This window comes from Prevotella sp. C0209C1, from assembly GCF_056583855.1.
In genome coordinates this window covers 49,664-66,844 of sequence record NZ_JBWPJP010000006.1, presented here as the reverse complement: position 1 = coordinate 66,844, position 17,181 = coordinate 49,664, and the positions used below count along the sequence as shown (strand labels likewise).

Below are 17,181 nucleotides of genomic sequence, written 5' to 3'. Positions count from 1 at the left end.
ATGGACATAGAAGAGATAAAACATAAGAAGATAGCCGTGTTGCTATCGGGGGGTGTAGATAGTTCGGTAGTGGTATGGGAGCTTGCTCGTATAGGCTTACACCCAGACTGTTACTATATCAAGATAGGCCCTAAGGAGGCTGACCAGTGGGATTGCACTTCAGAGGAGGACCTCGAGATGGCTACTGCCGTAGCCAAGCGGTTTGGCTGTAAGCTCGAGGTGGTAGACTGTCATAAGGAGTATTGGAGCGAGGTTACCAAGTATACTATGGATAAGGTAAGGGTGGGGCTTACGCCAAACCCTGATGTTATGTGTAACAGGCTCATAAAGTTTGGTGCTTTTTATAAGAAGAAAGGTCATGAGTACGACCTTATAGCCACTGGCCATTATGCTCAAACGAAGTGGATAGATGGTAAGAAATGGCTATGTACCTCTCCCGATGCTGTTAAGGATCAGACCGATTTCCTTTCTCAGATATACCCTTGGCAGCTACAAAAGGCTATCTTCCCGATAGGCCATTATGCTAAGGACGAGGTGCGCCGTATCGCCGAACGTGAGCATCTTATAAACGCTGCGCGTAAGGATTCGCAAGGTATCTGCTTTTTGGGTAATATAGATTATAATGAGTATGTTCGCCGTTATCTTGGCGAAAGCAAGGGCGACATCATAGAGAAGGAAACGGGTAAGAAGATAGGCGAGCATAAGGGCTTGTGGTTTCATACCATAGGGCAGCGTAAAGGCTTGGGGCTTGGTGGAGGTCCGTGGTTTGTAGTGAGTAAGGACGTAGAAAGGAATGTTCTTTATGTTAGTCATGGTTACGACCCTGAGCTGGCTTATAAGCGCACGTTTAAGGTCTTAGGGCTACACTGGCTTACGCCTGAGGGGTTAGAGCTTTTTGAGGGTAAGGACGGTGTAGGTTTGCAGGAAGACCTTTCTATAGAAAGCCATACAAGGCTTATACCTATAACCTTTAAGATACGCCATACCCCAGAGTATCATAAAGGCTTTTTAGAAGTGGGCTCTACTAAGGAGGCTTTGGCAGAGGGTGGCAGCGGTGTTATACACTCCCAGCAGAAGATACATGGTGTGGCTCCGGGGCAGTTTTGTGTTATTTACGACGAACAGCACGACCGCTGTTATGGTAGCGGCGAGATAACTGTTTAAAAAAGGTAAAAAAAAAAGAAAATATTTATTCTTGTTATTATTTTTAAATATCGTATCTTTGCACCACTTATAAAATATAATTATGGACTGGCTAATCAATTTATTTACAACGACGGATAGCATAGCGCACGTGGTGTTGCTCTATTCTATTGTTATCGCCGCGGGTATTTACTTAGGTAAGATCAAGGTAGGCGGCATTTCCTTAGGTGTTACCTTTGTGCTTTTTGTAGGCATTTTTGCTGGGCATATTGGTTTTACGGGTCCTATAGGGATACTTAGTTTTTTACAAGACTTTGGTCTTATCCTCTTTGTCTTTATGATAGGTATGCAGGTGGGTCCGGGCTTTTTCGAGAGTTTTGGTAAGGGTGGCATAAAGCTAAACGCTTTGGCAGCTGCCATTATCTTGCTTAATATCGTGGTGATGTTCGGCTGTTATTACATCTTCTTCGATACTAAAAATCCTGATAACCTCCCCATGATGGTGGGCACTCTTTACGGTGCTGTTACTAACACGCCGGGTCTTGGAGCAGCAAAGGAGGCTTTGAGCAGTGTTTTCTCTTCTGGTCAGAGCTTTGATATAGCTTCCGGTTATGCCTGTGCTTATCCGCTTGGCGTTATGGGCATTATAGGTGCTACGCTGGCTATACGCTTTATTTGTCGTGTAAACATAGATGAAGAAAACTTAAAGATAAAGGAGCTTGAGCAGGAGAGTCCTGACGATAAGCCTCACATGATGTGCTTAAAGGTGTCTAATGCTTATATAGCAGGCAGGACGCTGCAAGAGATAATAGAGTTTTTAAATAGAGATATTGTCTGTACCCGCCTCATGCATAAGGGCGTAGTAAGTGTGCCTACACGTAATACTAACCTTGAGATGGACGATGAGATACTCGTAGTGTGTGCAGAGGCTGACGCTCCTGCCATTCAGGCTTTTATAGGTCCGGCTATAGAGGCTAACTGGCGTGAGGAGGAGCAGAAGCAACGCCTGATAAGTAAGCAGGTGGTTATCACGCGAGAGTCTATAAACGGCAAGATGCTGGGTAACATACCTTTTAACGCTGTCTATGGTGTTAACATTACGCGCATTACCCGTCAGGGCATGGAGCTTTTTGCCTCGAGCAGCCATATCTTTAACATTGGCGACAGACTTACCGTAGTGGGTAGCGAGGAGAATGTGGCTCGCGTGTCAGAGATGATGGGCAATTCTGAGAAGCTCCTTAACCACCCCAACTTTGCCACTATCTTCATAGGCATACTTGTGGGCATTCTCTTTGGTAGTCTGCCTATAGCTATACCTAACATGCCTGTGCCTTTAAAGCTGGGTTTGGCAGGTGGTCCGCTTATAATAGCCATTCTTATAGGCAGGTTTGGTCATCGTATGCACCTTATCACCTACACTACAACATCGGCAAACATGATGCTACGCGAGTTTGGCTTGGCTCTTTTCCTTGCCTCGGTGGGCATAAAGGCAGGTCATGGCTTTTGGGATACTGTAGTGCAGGGCGATGGGTTAAAGTATGTATATACGGGCTTTTTAATAACCATCATTCCTATATTGCTGATAGGGTTTATAGCAAGAAAGAGGTATAAGTTCAATTATTTCACCATTATGGGCATGATAGCCGGTTCTTATACCGACCCTCCCGCTTTGGCTTATGCTAACTCTGTTTGCGTGGGTGAGGCTCCCGCTATAGGCTATTCTACGGTTTATCCGCTAACGATGTTCCTTCGCATTCTTACCGCACAGCTCATAGTGCTGTTCTTTTGTGGTGGATAGCTTTTTGTAAGGAATAGTAAAAGAAATGTTAAGCAAGGCAGATGTTGCCTTGCTTTTTTATTGAATGTAGTGTAACGGATTAAGGCTCGTTACACTTTGAAAGAAAACCTGTGTAAAAAAAAACCGATTTATAATTTCTTTTCACAAAAATCTTACTATCTTTGCACCCCTAAAAGTTTTGATAAAATTTATTTTACAAAAACATTTTAGATGTGATAACGTTTTTGTAAAGACATTTCTTATCACCGCTTTGTTTTAATATTATATATATATGTTTAATACTATAATTATGGATATGGAGGAAAAAAAGGAAGTATACGAAAAGCCTGTATGCGAAGTTATTTTGATGGAGGAAGAGCCTGTCATGATGAAATTTTCTACAGAAGCTACTATGGACAATTTGGAAGATGGGGGTGAGGTACCCGTAGATGAGTATGATGAGTAAAAAAGGAACAGGTTATACAGATGAAAAAATACAGTAACTAAAAAAATAATAGTATATATGAATAAGACTAACATTTTTAAAGGTTTTGTTATCTTTAGCTTTTTAGTAATATTTCTTTCGGGGTGTACAGAGATACCTCTTGTACCTGACAATGATATAAAAGGCAATAAGGCAGAAGAGCATGCCAAGGTAACAACCCTAAGCATGGAGGTAGACCCTTCTTTTCTTACAGAGCAGGACGCTGCTAATTTGGCAACTATGGTTAGCGAGATGCGTTCTCAGCATAGCGTAAAGACAAGAGCGGTCAATTTAGATATAAATGGTCAGATAGCAAATACCAATATTTTTAAGGCAACGTGTTATCTTACTAACGATCAAGGCGAAAATGCTGTGTTAGGACGCTTTGAGCTGGAGTGGAAAATAAAGGTAGACGACAAAACAAAAAAGATAACATTACTGGGTGCGCGCTCAAGAAATGTTAATGTAACATGGCTAAAGGGAGGCGCACACAACACTCTTACAGGCGACAAATGGAAGGTGTGCGGCTTTAGCGGCGGCACGGCTAAGAATATAGAGCTTAACAAGTATAATGCTCAAGGGCAGATTATCGGAAAGGAAAGAAAAGAGGGTATAAGCTTTATGAAAGCCGACCTGAAAGGTGAGAGCGTAGAAGATAATATAAAAGATTTTCCTATAGCTTCCGATTATCAAAAGGTAGAGATAGGACAGAGGAAGACTCCTTTATTAAAGTTTCGTTTCAAGCCGCTTGGGGTACTTCTGAAAGTGGAAATAAAAGTGGATAAGAACGTGTCTACAGATGAGAAGTTTTATTTTAACACCACAGCCTTAGAGCCTGAAGGCGTGTTTTTCATACAAAAAGCTGGTGGAGGTAAGTTTGATAACGACATTCTTAGCAAGAGGTGGCAGTATAATCCTCCGAGGAACGAAAAGTTCTTAAAGAAAGATTTTGATGGCAATATAAACCTTGACAAGTATGGCATTATCTTAGATGTTAGTAATGGCTTAAAGGTAGATAAGTATGATGAGAATCCGCATCGCAAGTTAGGTACTTTCTATCGTTGGTATCTCTGGGGTATGCCAGCACATAAGACGGGAGGAGTGGAGACCGATATAGGTGCTCTTAACGGTGGATATATCATTAAGCAGATAGGCGGTAAGGGTCCTTTCACGAGCAGGTATTCGTATGTTAATGACGAGGGAAAGCTAAGACGAATAACGGGTGTTATGGCCAAGCCTGAACCATATCCACACTTTCAGTTCTTAAACATGCTTAACCGCATGGCACCTCATGCCTTAAAGGCTAAGCAAACATGGTGGGAAGACGACAGGGTAGACAAGACTACAGCGAGCCGTTGGACTCCATTTTTCACAAAAGGTTGGGAACGTTTCTTCTCTTACGAAGAAGCACAGAAAGCCGACTTCTATCCTGAGGGCTATCGTCTGCCTACATTCGATGAGATGACTATTCTTTTCCCTAATCCCAAAAACAGACCTGAAGACTTAGTGTGGTGGACTGATAATAATGGCTCTTTTAGCGACCCTGACTATGGGTACGAAGAGTGGGTAACGCTCTATGCACCATTATATACAGATGATGCTAACCGCCTGTTTTTATGCGATAACAGGGATATGTCTGATAACAATGCATATCAGCATTTAAGAGGAAAGACATCGGAAAGAAACATAAAAGGCTTTACAAGCTATTATTATAACCCAAGAGGTACAAATTTTATATATGCCATACGCTTTGAAAAGAACTCTGTATATGGTAACAGGCTAAGGTGCGCCTATAGGTATGAGATGAAAAACCTTAAACCCGGCAAGCAAAACCTTCAGGAAACAGACTGCCAGATGATAGTTACAAGCCGCTGGATAGGCGATGCTCCGCTTACGGTAGAAGATATTTCTAAGGAGGCGTGGTGGAAGAATGGCGAGCAGTATAACATTGTGCGCAAAGTGCCTGCACAGGGACAGATTAAGGGAACTGGTAAGTCGGGTACTGGAGACTCGGGCTCTTATTACACGTTAGGTCTTTATGAAGGTGGGTTACAAAACAGGGCAAAAGTGTTTAGTATATGGAATGGTGGCACTTTTCAGCGTAAGGTATTTGGTATACCACGAGCGTTAATCTTCCCTATCACGAAAGCTATGATGTGTAACGAGAAGGGTAAGGACTACGGTAACGAGTATAATGAAGAGGGTACCAAGAAAGCTACGGGCGAAAAGTATCCTATACCCGATTATCAAAAGAAAGGTAAGCCCGCCGGTTATGGCGATAGCTACTAAAGCTAAAGATACGAGGCATAAAGGCACCTATAAGGAGAAAAATCCTTGTAGGTGCTTTTCTTATACGATAAATGTTAGGTAATAATTGCTTTTTTACCTATTATATTAGTAACTTTGCGCTAACTTTGATTTATAAAACTAATTTGTAGTATGGTTAAAATCACATTCCCCGACGGCTCTGTACGTGAATACGAGCAGGGCGTTACTGGTTATCAAATAGCCGAGAGCATATCACCGGCTCTCGCTCGCAACGTTGTATCTTGCGGTGTAAATGGTGTAACAACAGAGCTTAACAGGCCTATTAACGAAGATGCTACCATAGCTCTTTATCGCTTTGAAGATGAAGAGGGTAAGCATAGCTTCTGGCATTCTTCTGCTCACCTCTTGGCAGAGGCATTAAAAGAGCTTTATCCGGGCATACAGTTCGGCTTTGGTCCTGCTTTAGAAAATGGTTTCTTCTATGACGTTCAGACTGCCGACGGCACACCAATATCAGAGAACGACTTTCCAAAGATAGAGGCAAAGATGATGGAGCTGGCAAAGAAAAACAGTCCTATCATTCGCCGTGAGGTATCTAAGGCTGAGGCTATAAAAGAGTTTAAAGCCGATGGGCAGGAATATAAGGTAGAACATATAGAAAAAGACTTGGAAGATGGTACTATCTCTACCTATTCTCAAGGCAATTTTACTGACCTTTGTCGTGGTCCTCACTTAGTTTCTACAGGGCTTATCAAGGCAGTAAAGCTAACAAGCGTTGCCGGAGCTTTTTGGCGTGGCGATGCTAAGAACGCTCAGCTGACACGTATCTATGGCATTACCTTCCCTAAGAAGAAGATGTTAGACGAATATCTTCTCATGCTGGAAGAGGCTAAGAAGCGCGATCATCGTAAGATAGGTAAGGAGATGGAGCTTTTTATGTTTTCAGATCGTGTGGGAAAGGGCTTGCCAATATGGTTACCTAAGGGCACACAGCTCCGCTTGCGCTTGCAAGACATGCTTCGTAAGCTGTTAAAGCCTTATAATTATCAAGAGGTTATCACTCCGGGCATAGGTAGCAAAAACCTATATATCACCTCAGGGCATTATGCTCACTATGGTAAAGATGCTTTTCAGCCTATCCAGACCCCTGAAGAGGACGAGGAATATATGTTAAAACCTATGAACTGCCCTCACCACTGTGAGGTGTATGCTTATAAACCACGTTCTTATAAAGACTTACCACTTCGTATAGCAGAGTTTGGTACAGTGTTCAGGTATGAGAAGAGCGGCGAGCTACATGGCCTTACACGTGTGCGCAACTTTACTCAAGACGATGCTCACATCTTTGTACGCCCCGATCAGGTTAAGGCAGAGTTTGAAAACAACATAGATATTATCTTAAAGGTGTTTAAAACCTTTGGCTTTGAAAACTATGAGGCACAGATATCTTTACGCGATCCAGAGGATAAAGATAAGTATATAGGCGATGATGAGGTATGGAATGAGAGCGAGCAAGCCATTAAGCAAGCCTGCAAAGAGAAGGGCTTAAAGGCTACGGTAGAGCTTGGCGAGGCAGCTTTCTATGGTCCTAAGCTCGACTTTATGGTGAAAGATGCCATTGGGCGTCGTTGGCAGCTTGGTACTATTCAGGTAGATTACAATCTTCCACAACGTTTTCATTTGGAATATACTGCAGAGGATAATACAAAGAAAACCCCTGTCATGATACACCGAGCCCCCTTCGGCTCGTTAGAACGTTTTACCGCAGTGCTTATAGAGCATACCGCTGGGCATTTCCCTTTGTGGCTTACCCCAGATCAGGTAGCTATACTTCCTGTTTCAGAGAAGTATAACGACTATGCACGTAAGGTAAAGCAGCAGCTCGATGCTTCTGACGTTCGTGCGCTTATAGATGATAGAAACGAGAAAGTGGGTCGTAAGATACGCGACAACGAGCTAAAACGCATTCCTTATATGGTGGTAGTGGGCGAGAAAGAGGCTGCCGAAGGGCTTGTAGCTATGCGTAAGCAAGGCGGCGGCGAGCAGTCTACAATGCCTGTTAAGGCGTTTATAGAGCGTGTAAAGGCAGAGGTTGCTGAGCAGCTAAAGGATATTAACGGCTAAGGTGTGATAGCGTTTATACAGGCAAGAATGTCGGCTTATTATATATAAGGAGAGAGGGTAAAGGCAGGTAAGTGGCTTTTACCCTCTTTTAAAGTAAGACAAGGTAGGAAAGGCGGTGAGATGATAGATCAGCAAAAGAGCTTATAAAGTAAGGAAAAGATGAGTTTTTGAGCTGCTTTAGATGTGGAAAGGGCAATTTTAGATAAAAAAATTTGGGTAATTCGTTGAAAGTAGGTAACTTTGCAGCCGTTCAAAACGAAATAAACAATTTAAAATAGTTGAATGAAGAATGACAAAATAAAAATGCAGTACCGCGTGAACGAGCAGATTCGCGTTAGAGAGGTGCGTGTTGTTAGTGATGCAGGTGCAGAAGTAATGCCTACTCGTAAGGCTTTAGAATTAGCTCAAGAAGAAGGTGTAGACCTTGTGGAGATATCTCCAAATGCCCAGCCACCAGTTTGTCGTATCATCGACTATGCTAAGTTCCTTTATCAGCAGAAGAAGCATCAGAAAGAGATGAAGCAGAAGCAGGTAAAGCAGGATATAAAAGAGATTCGTTTTGGTCCTCAGACCGATGAGCACGATTACTTGTTTAAGCTCAAGCATGCACAAGGATTCTTAAAAGAAGGCAATAAGGTGCGTGCGTATGTGTTTTTCCGTGGGCGTTCCATTCTTTTTAAAGAGCAAGGCGAGGTGTTGTTACTACGTTTTGCCAACGACTTGGAAGAGTTAGCAAAGGTGGAGCAGCTGCCTAAGCTCGAGGGTAAGAAGATGTTTTTATATCTAACTCCAAAGAAGGCAGGCGTAGTGAAAAAGAGCCAGCAAAAGCGCGATCGTGAGACAGCAGGTGCAGAGGCAAAGCTTGCTATGGCAGAAAAGCAGGGTGAGAATGTGTCTCACGGAGGCTTGTTTGCTAATGCTAAGAACGGTGTCGATGCCCTTAAAAAACTTAATGTAGAAGAGTAAAAGGCCAGTATGCTTTAAAGCGCGTGGTGCGTAGAAGAGGTAGGCCGCCTATGCGTAACGTCTTGGTATATACGTTACCATAGAAGAATAAATATTAATTTTTAAAATTTAAAAAAAATGCCAAAGCAAAAGACAAATTCCGGTGCTAAGAAGCGATTCACGCTCACCGGTTCAGGAAAGATTAAGCGTCGTCATGCTTTCCATAGTCATATTTTGACTAAGAAAACAAAGAAGCAGAAGAGAAACCTTCTTGGTACTACAATAGTAGACAAGACAAACTTGAAGCAGGTGCGCGACTTGCTCAATCTTCGTTAATCATTTAGTCAAACAAACATTTAAAAGGAAAGAAAAACTATGCCAAGATCAGTTAATCATGTTGCCTCTAAGGCAAAGAGAACTAAGATTCTTAAGAAAACCAAAGGTTACTATGGTGCTCGCAAGAACGTTTGGACGGTAGCTAAGAATACCTATGAAAAAGGTTTGACTTATGCTTATCGTGATCGCCGTAATAAGAAACGTAATTTCCGTGCTTTATGGATTCAGCGTATTAACGCTGCTGCTCGTCTTTACGATATGAGCTACAGCCAGTTAATGGGTGCTCTTCATAAGAACGGTATTGAAATAAATCGTAAGGTACTTGCCGACTTAGCTATTAACAATCAAGATGCTTTTAAAGCTATTGTTGATAAGGTAAAATAAGCAAGGCTTATAAAACGTTAGAAAAGTAAATGTAAGGTTGCAAACGAAAGTGTTTGCAGCCTTTTTACATTATATGTGGTATTTCTTGTTAAGCCATATAATAGGTTTTAGCTGTTCTTTACCATAGGTGTTAAGATCTATATCTATTATAATCTTATTTGTTTTGTCTTTAGAGTGGTTATCGCCCATGAGGCGTTCTATATTCTTTAGTGTAGCGATAAGTTTTTCTTTGGACAGATCGTAATGAAACTCGCCTATACAGTTGAGATATTTATCAGACTTTACCCCTATGGGGCGGGTCCAGATGGGTTGTGAGAAAGAGATGTCAGGAAATAACATAGTAAGGTGGTCTTGCGCCTTAAATATATTTTCTGTCTGATTAAAGTTAGATCCTAATGATATTTTTACCTTCATATATGACAAAGATAAGCATAAGTTTTTATATGTTTGTGAGTTTTTAAGAAAAATATTGATAAGATTGTATTATTTTTCTTGTAATTTTGTAGTGATAATAATATTTATATTAGATGAAGAGATTATTGTTAATAGCTTTTTTGTATAGTTTTATCTGTTTATCAGCATATTCTCAGCAGTTAAAATGGAATCAGGCTTACCAAACATATATTAACAAGTATAAGGATATAGCAATAGCAGGAATGTTAGAGCATGGTGTTCCTGCAAGTATTTCTTTAGCTCAAGGCATATTAGAGAGCAGTGCAGGCTTGAGCGATTTGGCTCAGCGTAGTAATAATCATTTTGGCATTAAATGTCATGGGTGGTTAGGCAGGACTGTTTATCATGACGATGATGCTCGTGGTGAGTGTTTTAGGGCATACGATACGGTATGGGATAGCTATGAGGATCATTGTCTTTTTTTAAAGACTCGCCCTCGTTATAATAGCTTGTTTGGCTTAGATCGTACCGATTATCGTGGTTGGGCTTATGGCTTGAAGCGTGCAGGCTATGCCACTAATCCTTCTTATGCCAAACAGCTTATTAGCATTATAGAGCTTTATGGGCTTAATCAGTATGACAGAGCTACTGACTATGATCATTTTATGGTAAGGCGCGGTGGTATAGACCTTTATAATCCGGGTACAGTGCCATTGTGTGGTAAGGGCAAGACGGCAAGCGGTGGTGGCGCGCATATGCTCTATAAATATAATGACAATTATTATATTATTGTGCGTCCGTCAGATACTTTTAAGTCGTTGTCTAAGGAGTTTAACATAAGTCAGCATAAGTTGGCACGGTATAATGAGCGCGGCATGAGAGATGCGTTGCGGGTGGGTGAGTTTATTTGGCTTATGAAGAAAAAGAAGAAGGCTCCAAAGAATTTTAAGGGTTTCCTTTATACGGTTCATTCTTCAGAGAGCTTGTATGATATATCACAAAAGTATGGTATTCGCCTAAAGAGTTTGATTAAGAAAAATAAGGCTTTGGCAGAAGAAGGCTTACGTATAGGCGATAAGGTGCGGTTATATTAACGTGTTAAAGGATAATATGTTATAAGCAAACTAATGTTTATCTTATATTAAAAGGCAAAAAAGCTCCCTCTTACAGCGTATATTACAGCTTAGGAGGGAGCTTTATTTTTATTTCTTAAGACATATATCTAACTCTTTGCGTATAGCTTCTTCGTTAAGATTTTGCCCAATAAAGACGAGCTTTTGCATACGGTCGCCATAAGGCTCTTGCCAGTCTTTAGCTATTTTGGGGTTGTTTTTAAGGAGTTCTTTTTGCTGCATAGGTGGCATTGTGGCATACCACTGCCCAGCATTGCGCAGGTTTACTTGCTTACCTGCTTGCTCGAAAACGTAGCAAATGTCTGGTTCTGAGTCGAAATAGCAAAGCCCTTTACATCGTATAATTTCTTTAGGCCACTTGCGAGCTACAAAGTCGTCGAAGAGATTAATGTCGAATGCTGGCCGTGCATAGTATACAAAGGTTTGTATGTTATATTCCAGAGCTTCTCCACTTTCCTCGTTTTCTAATCCATGATGATGGTGGTGGTGATGATGATTTTCTTCTTTATGCTCATCGTGGTCGTCTTCTCCTTCTATGGCTGCTATCCATGAGGGCGAGGTAGCTACCTTGTTAAAGTCGAAAGCCTTAGTATTTATAATATTAGAAAGGTCTACATCGCCATAATTACATTCTATGATGTTTATTTTAGGTTGCAGTGCATGAATGATGTTTTTTACTTTTAGAAGTTCTGTTTCGTTTACTTCATCTACTTTATTTAGTAACACGGTGTTACAAAATTCTATTTGTTGTATTAGCAAGTTTTCGATATCGTCTTCTTCAAGATTCTTTTTCATAAGGTCATTACCTGATGAAAACTCATCGCACATACGCTTAGCGTCCACTACAGTAACGATAGAATCTATTTTGGCAACGCCTTCCTTTGCCATGTCAGGATACATTTGCGGATATACGCTTATGGTTTGAGCAATAGGAGCAGGCTCACAAATGCCGCTTGCCTCTATGACAATGTAGTCGAATTTATGTTGCGATACTATATCGTTGAGCTGCTTTACAAGATCCATCTTCAGTGTGCAGCAGATGCAACCATTCTGAAGAGCTACGAGAGAATCGTCTTTTTCGTCTACTATACCACCTTTTTCTATGAGGTTGGCATCTATATTCACTTCACCAATGTCGTTAACAATAACGGCAAACTTTATACCTCTCTCATTGGAGAGTATTCTGTTTACGAGCGTTGTCTTTCCACTTCCAAGGTAACCAGTAAGCAGGAGGACAGGAGTTTCCTTTCTTTTCATGTTTTATTGAAATAATATTTATTTATTATATAATTCCTGTTATGTGTAAAGGTACAAATTTTGTGCCAGATATAAGTCAGTGAACTAATATAAATATACTTTTTTCATGAGAAAAAGATAATTGTTTTTTATTGCTTGTTTTTTAACAAAGTTGTTGTAAAGAATTTAGATTATTATTATTACTTTTGCAAGAAATAAACATCAAAGAACATATTATGGAAGAAGACCCGTACCCTAATTGCAGTAAAAAGAATAGAAAATTAATTTTATAGGATGCGTGCTTTAGGAGTGTCCTATAACATTTTTGTAGGAGACTCATATAATGGGAGAAATAAAAAACATAGTGCAGCTACTCATAAAGGAGAAGAGCTGGCAGGAGCTTAAACGTGAACTGCTTCACCTTGAGCCATTTCATATCGCAGAGCTTATCTCTGTTATAGATCGTAGAGAGCAGATTATCATTTTTCGTTTATTAGGTCATAAGCAGGCAAAGAATGTTTTTAAGTATCTTGGTATAAAGGAACAAGAGGATATTATCAATTCTTTGGCTGATAATGTTAAGCTACTTACAGGCTTGCTTAACGACCTTGACCCTGATGATCGTACAGCATTGTTTGAGGAATTGCCTGGCGAGGTAAGTCAAAAGTTGATCCAACTATTATCAAACAAGGAGCGTAATATAGCTAATCAGCTTTTAGGTTATCCTAAAGACAGTGTAGGGCGATTGATGACGACGGACTTTGTTGCAGTAAAGCCAAACTTTACCGTAGAAGAAGCATTACAGCATATTCGTAAGTTTGGGCAAGATTCTGAAACGTTAGATGTTATTTATATTGTTGATGACAACTGGAAACTGGTAAGCGACCTACGCATTAAGGAGCTTCTTCTTGCCGATCCTGACATTCCTATGCATAGTTTGGCAAAGCATCATGCCATTTCTCTTAGTGTTTTTGATGATCAGGAGCATGCTGCGCAGTCGTTTGCAAAGTATGGCCGTACGGCATTACCTGTAACCGATTCTACTGGAATATTGCTTGGTATAATTACTGTTGATGACGTGTTTGATGTTCAGGAGCGTGAGAATACTGAAGATTTCCAAAAGTTTGGTGGTATAGAAGGGCTTGACTTATCTTATAAAAAGACATCTCTTTTAAAGCTTGTAAAGAAAAGAGCAGGCTGGCTTGTAATTCTTTTCTTTAGTGAGATGCTTACAGCATCGGCTATGGGGTATTACGATAATGAGATATCAAAGGCTGTGGTGTTAGCTCTTTTCGTGCCGTTGATAATCTCTAGTGGTGGTAACTCTGGCTCTCAGGCAGCGAGCTTGATAATCCGTTCGCTTGCCTTAGGCGATTTAAATCTTAAAAGCTGGTGGTATGTTATGCGCAAAGAGATATTGTCAGGGCTTATGCTTGGTGCTATTCTTGGTGCAATAGGCTTTATACGTATCTTGGTATGGCAGTTTACTGGTTTTTACGATTATGGTCCCTATTGGGTTTGGGTAGGTATAAGCGTGGCGTTTTCGCTTGTTTTTATAGTGTTGTGGGGCACTTTGTCCGGCTCTATGATACCTTTTGTGCTTAAGCGTATAGGCTTAGATCCTGCAACTGCTTCTGCTCCGTTTGTAGCAACGTTAGTAGATGTTACGGGGCTTGTTATTTATTTTTCAGTAGCTGCAGTTTTCTTAACAGGCAAGCTGTTGTAAGAAGAGAGTTGCTTTTATCTTTTCTATGTCATTTAAGGTGCTTTGTTACGGTGCCGTCTGGTGTTATACGTACCTCTATAACGTATGTGGTATAAGCATCTGGCACACCTATTACGGCTTCATAATAAAGCGCGCGTTTATCAGAATGTGTGAAATAAAATTTTCGTAATATGCAATCGTCTATAAAGTTTTTAGGTATAAAGGCAGCAAACTCTGCTTTGTGAAAGTCGTGTACATATATAGGAGTGTTTTTACTTTTTATAACCAGAGATGCTACATTATCTAAATAGAGATTATCTACCTCAATGCCCTCTTCGTTATATGTCGATTTTATAACTTTGTCGGTAGTTGTTTCTGTGTGTATTAAGCTACGATAATAGCCTTGGTCAGTGTTGGCAGTGGTGTCAATGTTTTCTTCTTCAAAGGTGTTCATTGCGTAGACATGGTACGAGAAGGCTTTTTTAAAAGACTTATCGTTGCTTTTTACCATAGAAAGCTCATCGCCGTTTTGATTAAGGAAAGTAAATAAATTTGGTGTTTGCTTATTTATCTTGTATGAGTTCAGGTGTTTTCCTTGTAGGTAAAGGCTGTCTTTTACTATCCAAAATTTCACAGGCATGCTGGCAGAGTCTGGATAGAAAATACTATCGCCAAGCACCATTATCATGGGGGCAGTTCCCTCATCGTCTACCCATATACCTTGTAATAATCGTTTGGCTTGTAAGTCTTGCTCTTTAAAAGATGACGAATTTCTCTTGCAAGCCGCTAAAGATGTAAGTATAATAGCAAAGATTAAAATAAAAGTTTTGTGCATAGTTGTTTTAATAGTATGAAGAATATTTTTGCTTGTAAATAGTTTTATTCAAAGCTATAAGCTTCTTCAAGACTTAAAGCATTATTAAGATCTTTTTCTGATAATACTATATCCTTAGTGTCAATGGGCCATTCTATGCCTATAGTCTTATCGTTCCACTTTATGCTTGCTTCGCTTTGTGGGGCATAGATGTTATCTACTTTATATGAGAAGACAGCTTCTTTTGATAATACGAGGAAGCCATGAGCAAAGCCACGTGGAATAAAAAGCTGACATTTGTTCTCTTCCGACAGCTCTACGGCTACATACTTTCCGTAAGTGGTAGAAGATCGGCGTAGGTCTACAGCTACATCTATAACCTTACCTGTTATGATGCGCACCAGTTTAGCTTGCGAAAACTCACCTTTTTGATAATGTAACCCTCTAAGCACACCATAACCTGATTTCGACTCATTGTCTTGTATAAACTCTACATGATGTCCTATGTTTTTATCAAATTCGTCTTGGCGAAACGATTCGAAGAAATATCCTCTGTCATCTTTAAATATTTTTGGTTTAATGAGCCAAACTCCTTTAATATTACTTTGCTTGAAATCCATTTTTATATATCTGTTTTTTAGTTTCTCTACAAAGATAAATATAAATAGTTATAAAACACATACATAGGAAAGAATTAATTCTTTTCTTTAAGAATTTAGCACAAGTGGTTCGTTTTTTTGGAATAAATTATATAAATTTGCAAACGTGAGTAGAATAGAACGTCATATAGAAATACTCTTGCTCGAGAACGATTGTGTTATTGTTCCGGGTCTTGGAGGCTTTGTAGCTCATCATATCACAGCCCGGTATGATGAGCAAGAGGGCTTGTTCCTGCCTCCTTATAGGACGCTTGGTTTTAATCCACAGCTAAAGGTAAACGATTCTCTTTTAGCACAATCCTTTGTAGAGGCGTATGATATATCCTTTCCTGAGGCTATGTGCCAGATAGAAGAAGAGGTGCAAGCAATGTATAGTGCTTTAGAAGCCGATGGTGTTATAGAGCTAAATGATCTTGGCAAGTTGCGCTTGACAGGTAATAATAAGATAGAGTTTGAGCCTTTGGAGAGTGGTATACTCACTCCGCTCTACTATGCTTTAGATGGCTATAACTTTATGCTTAGAGATAAGTCTGTGCCTAAGATAAAAGATAATCTGGGTACGGCTGTTGTATCGTCTAAGAAAAGTAAGATTGTCTATATGGATTGTAAAAATCCTAAGGATAAGCGTATAAGTGTTAGCCTGAAGGCTGTGCGTAATGTTGGCGTGGCAGCAGTGTTTTGTGGAGTTGTTATGATGTCTATGTTTCCTTTACACAATAAGTTAAGGATAACAGAGGAGCCCGTAAAGAGTGGTGTTCTTTATAGTTTGTTTGATCAAAGCAAGCCAGAGCAAGTGGTAGAATCTAAGCCTTTAGTGCGTGCTACTGCTAAAAAGCAAAGCAAGAATCATTATTGGTCTTTGGTTTTAGCAAGCCATATAACAGAGCGTAATGCTGTAGCCTTTGTGAAAGATATTAATGAGGCAGGTTTTAAAGGTGCTAAGGTGTATGAAGGCAAGGGAAGCGTTAAGGTGCTGTATGGTAATTTTGTTTCAGAGCAAGAGGCTTTTAAGCAGCTTAATAGCTTAAAGGATAATGAGTTTTTTAAGGAGGCTTGGGTTATAGAGGTAGGCAAGTAAAACGAGTCTTTATAACGTATAGATATATTTATGAAGCGTGTAAGGTGTCCTAAGTGCGACAATTTTATTACTTTTGATGAAAGAAAATACACATCAGGTCAGCGGCTTGTGTTCCAATGTCCTGAATGTGGAAAGGAGTTTGGCATTCGTATAGGAATATCTAAGCTGCGTAAAACTCAAAAGGAAGAAGCCCAAAAGCCAAGTGTAGATGAGGATATTAGCGAGTGTGGCTCTCTTCTTGTCATAGAAAATGATTTTCATTATAAGCAGATAATTCCTTTACACATGGGTAAAAATATTTTAGGACGTTATCAAAAGGGTAACGATATTAATTGTCCGATAGAAACTGTAGACCCAAGTGTAGACTTAACCCATTGCAGTATAACAATATCTCGCACAAAGCAGGGTGCTTTAAAGTATGTTCTTCAAGATGGTCCTTCTTATACAGGGACTTTTGTTGGTAATGATATTCTTGGCGATAGAGAGAAGCGCGTCATAGAGTATGGGACTCTGTTTACCATTGGTGCTACAAGCGTTATATTACAATCTCCCGAAAGACAAGCAGAGTAAACGTTTGCTTATAGTGTTTTTATGGGTGTTATTCAGCATGTTTAGCATTAAAGAAAGGTATTTTATTTTACAATAGTTTTTGTAATCTTTGAGCTTGGTACTTTTCTTTTTATATAGTTTTATTAGCTTAAA

The 17,181-nt window shown here is 40.1% G+C and carries 16 protein-coding genes; 12 read left to right on the top strand and 4 right to left on the bottom strand.

Annotated features, from left to right (window positions below):
- From mnmA to rplT, 8 genes are all read left to right on the top strand, one after another.
- Complete coding sequence (gene mnmA / locus AC1DCD_RS02775) at nucleotides 1-1,164, top strand: tRNA 2-thiouridine(34) synthase MnmA (RefSeq protein ID WP_464640084.1); 1,164 nt, start codon at nucleotides 1-3, stop codon at nucleotides 1,162-1,164.
- An 82-nt stretch (nucleotides 1,165-1,246) separates the two neighbouring features.
- A complete protein-coding gene (locus AC1DCD_RS02770; protein ID WP_464640086.1) occupies nucleotides 1,247-2,941 on the top strand; it encodes a putative transporter in 1,695 nt (564 codons plus the stop codon).
- A gap of 289 nt (nucleotides 2,942-3,230) precedes the next feature.
- Entirely contained in the window at nucleotides 3,231-3,386 is a 156-nt protein-coding gene (locus tag AC1DCD_RS02765) for a hypothetical protein (protein ID WP_008446730.1), read from the top strand.
- 57 nt (nucleotides 3,387-3,443) lie between these two features.
- Nucleotides 3,444-5,693, top strand: coding sequence for a hypothetical protein (locus tag AC1DCD_RS02760; RefSeq protein ID WP_464640088.1), 2,250 nt, complete (start codon nucleotides 3,444-3,446; stop codon nucleotides 5,691-5,693).
- 150 nt (nucleotides 5,694-5,843) lie between these two features.
- Nucleotides 5,844-7,796 (top strand): threonine--tRNA ligase, encoded by a 1,953-nt coding sequence (gene thrS / locus AC1DCD_RS02755; protein WP_019035767.1) that lies wholly within the window; start codon nucleotides 5,844-5,846, stop codon nucleotides 7,794-7,796.
- A 282-nt stretch (nucleotides 7,797-8,078) separates the two neighbouring features.
- The gene (infC, locus tag AC1DCD_RS02750) at nucleotides 8,079-8,762 is read left to right on the top strand and encodes a translation initiation factor IF-3 (RefSeq protein ID WP_008446629.1); all 684 of its coding nucleotides are present in this window, start codon (nucleotides 8,079-8,081) and stop codon (nucleotides 8,760-8,762) included.
- 117 nt (nucleotides 8,763-8,879) lie between these two features.
- A complete protein-coding gene (gene rpmI / locus AC1DCD_RS02745) occupies nucleotides 8,880-9,077 on the top strand; it encodes a 50S ribosomal protein L35 (protein WP_008446461.1) in 198 nt (65 codons plus the stop codon).
- A 39-nt stretch (nucleotides 9,078-9,116) separates the two neighbouring features.
- Nucleotides 9,117-9,461 carry a 50S ribosomal protein L20 gene (gene rplT / locus AC1DCD_RS02740; protein ID WP_464640091.1) on the top strand — a complete coding sequence of 115 codons (345 nt, stop codon included), beginning with the start codon at nucleotides 9,117-9,119 and terminating at the stop codon, nucleotides 9,459-9,461.
- A gap of 69 nt (nucleotides 9,462-9,530) precedes the next feature.
- Here the strand turns inward: rplT and AC1DCD_RS02735 are convergent, their stop codons facing one another.
- Nucleotides 9,531-9,875 (bottom strand): 2-amino-4-hydroxy-6-hydroxymethyldihydropteridine diphosphokinase, encoded by a 345-nt coding sequence (locus tag AC1DCD_RS02735; protein WP_008446434.1) that lies wholly within the window; start codon nucleotides 9,873-9,875, stop codon nucleotides 9,531-9,533.
- A 113-nt stretch (nucleotides 9,876-9,988) separates the two neighbouring features.
- On the opposite strand from AC1DCD_RS02735, the gene AC1DCD_RS02730 reads away from it, so the two are divergent.
- Nucleotides 9,989-10,948, top strand: a complete 960-nt coding sequence (locus AC1DCD_RS02730; protein ID WP_464640093.1) for a glycoside hydrolase family 73 protein — start codon at nucleotides 9,989-9,991, stop codon at nucleotides 10,946-10,948.
- A gap of 108 nt (nucleotides 10,949-11,056) precedes the next feature.
- On the opposite strand, the gene AC1DCD_RS02725 is transcribed toward AC1DCD_RS02730, so the two are convergent.
- Entirely contained in the window at nucleotides 11,057-12,244 is a 1,188-nt protein-coding gene (locus AC1DCD_RS02725; protein ID WP_464640095.1) for a GTP-binding protein, read from the bottom strand.
- A gap of 322 nt (nucleotides 12,245-12,566) precedes the next feature.
- Between AC1DCD_RS02725 and mgtE the strand changes: the two genes are divergently transcribed.
- Nucleotides 12,567-13,949 (top strand): magnesium transporter, encoded by a 1,383-nt coding sequence (mgtE, locus tag AC1DCD_RS02720; protein WP_464640097.1) that lies wholly within the window; start codon nucleotides 12,567-12,569, stop codon nucleotides 13,947-13,949.
- 28 nt (nucleotides 13,950-13,977) lie between these two features.
- On the opposite strand, the gene AC1DCD_RS02715 is transcribed toward mgtE, so the two are convergent.
- Both AC1DCD_RS02715 and rfbC read right to left on the bottom strand, forming a co-directional pair.
- Entirely contained in the window at nucleotides 13,978-14,763 is a 786-nt protein-coding gene (locus AC1DCD_RS02715; RefSeq protein WP_464640099.1) for a DUF4738 domain-containing protein, read from the bottom strand.
- A gap of 44 nt (nucleotides 14,764-14,807) precedes the next feature.
- Complete coding sequence (gene rfbC, locus AC1DCD_RS02710; protein WP_464640101.1) at nucleotides 14,808-15,362, bottom strand: dTDP-4-dehydrorhamnose 3,5-epimerase; 555 nt, start codon at nucleotides 15,360-15,362, stop codon at nucleotides 14,808-14,810.
- A 145-nt stretch (nucleotides 15,363-15,507) separates the two neighbouring features.
- Here rfbC and AC1DCD_RS02705 point away from each other — a divergent pair, with 145 nt between their 5' ends.
- Nucleotides 15,508-16,479, top strand: a complete 972-nt coding sequence (locus AC1DCD_RS02705; RefSeq protein ID WP_464640103.1) for an HU domain-containing protein — start codon at nucleotides 15,508-15,510, stop codon at nucleotides 16,477-16,479.
- Between the two features lie 30 nt (nucleotides 16,480-16,509).
- Nucleotides 16,510-17,049, top strand: a complete 540-nt coding sequence (locus AC1DCD_RS02700; protein WP_008446523.1) for an FHA domain-containing protein — start codon at nucleotides 16,510-16,512, stop codon at nucleotides 17,047-17,049.
- The last annotated feature ends 132 nt before the right edge of the window (nucleotides 17,050-17,181 follow it).

Bases quoted from the DNA above. Each gene is read 5' to 3' on its own strand.
- mnmA (WP_464640084.1), top strand. From the start codon at position 1: ATGGACATAGAAGAGATAAAACATAAGAAGATAGCCGTGTTGCTATCG.
- rplT (WP_464640091.1), top strand. From the start codon at position 9,117: ATGCCAAGATCAGTTAATCATGTTGCCTCTAAGGCAAAGAGAACTAAG.
- mgtE (WP_464640097.1), top strand. From the start codon at position 12,567: ATGGGAGAAATAAAAAACATAGTGCAGCTACTCATAAAGGAGAAGAGC.
- AC1DCD_RS02735 (WP_008446434.1), bottom strand. From the start codon at position 9,875: ATGAAGGTAAAAATATCATTAGGATCTAACTTTAATCAGACAGAAAAT.
- rfbC (WP_464640101.1), bottom strand. From the start codon at position 15,362: ATGGATTTCAAGCAAAGTAATATTAAAGGAGTTTGGCTCATTAAACCA.
- AC1DCD_RS02700 (WP_008446523.1), top strand. From the start codon at position 16,510: ATGAAGCGTGTAAGGTGTCCTAAGTGCGACAATTTTATTACTTTTGAT.
- AC1DCD_RS02715 (WP_464640099.1), bottom strand. From the start codon at position 14,763: ATGCACAAAACTTTTATTTTAATCTTTGCTATTATACTTACATCTTTA.
- infC (WP_008446629.1), top strand. From the start codon at position 8,079: ATGAAGAATGACAAAATAAAAATGCAGTACCGCGTGAACGAGCAGATT.
- AC1DCD_RS02725 (WP_464640095.1), bottom strand. From the start codon at position 12,244: ATGAAAAGAAAGGAAACTCCTGTCCTCCTGCTTACTGGTTACCTTGGA.
- AC1DCD_RS02760 (WP_464640088.1), top strand. From the start codon at position 3,444: ATGAATAAGACTAACATTTTTAAAGGTTTTGTTATCTTTAGCTTTTTA.
- thrS (WP_019035767.1), top strand. From the start codon at position 5,844: ATGGTTAAAATCACATTCCCCGACGGCTCTGTACGTGAATACGAGCAG.
- AC1DCD_RS02765 (WP_008446730.1), top strand. From the start codon at position 3,231: ATGGATATGGAGGAAAAAAAGGAAGTATACGAAAAGCCTGTATGCGAA.
- AC1DCD_RS02730 (WP_464640093.1), top strand. From the start codon at position 9,989: ATGAAGAGATTATTGTTAATAGCTTTTTTGTATAGTTTTATCTGTTTA.
- AC1DCD_RS02770 (WP_464640086.1), top strand. From the start codon at position 1,247: ATGGACTGGCTAATCAATTTATTTACAACGACGGATAGCATAGCGCAC.
- rpmI (WP_008446461.1), top strand. From the start codon at position 8,880: ATGCCAAAGCAAAAGACAAATTCCGGTGCTAAGAAGCGATTCACGCTC.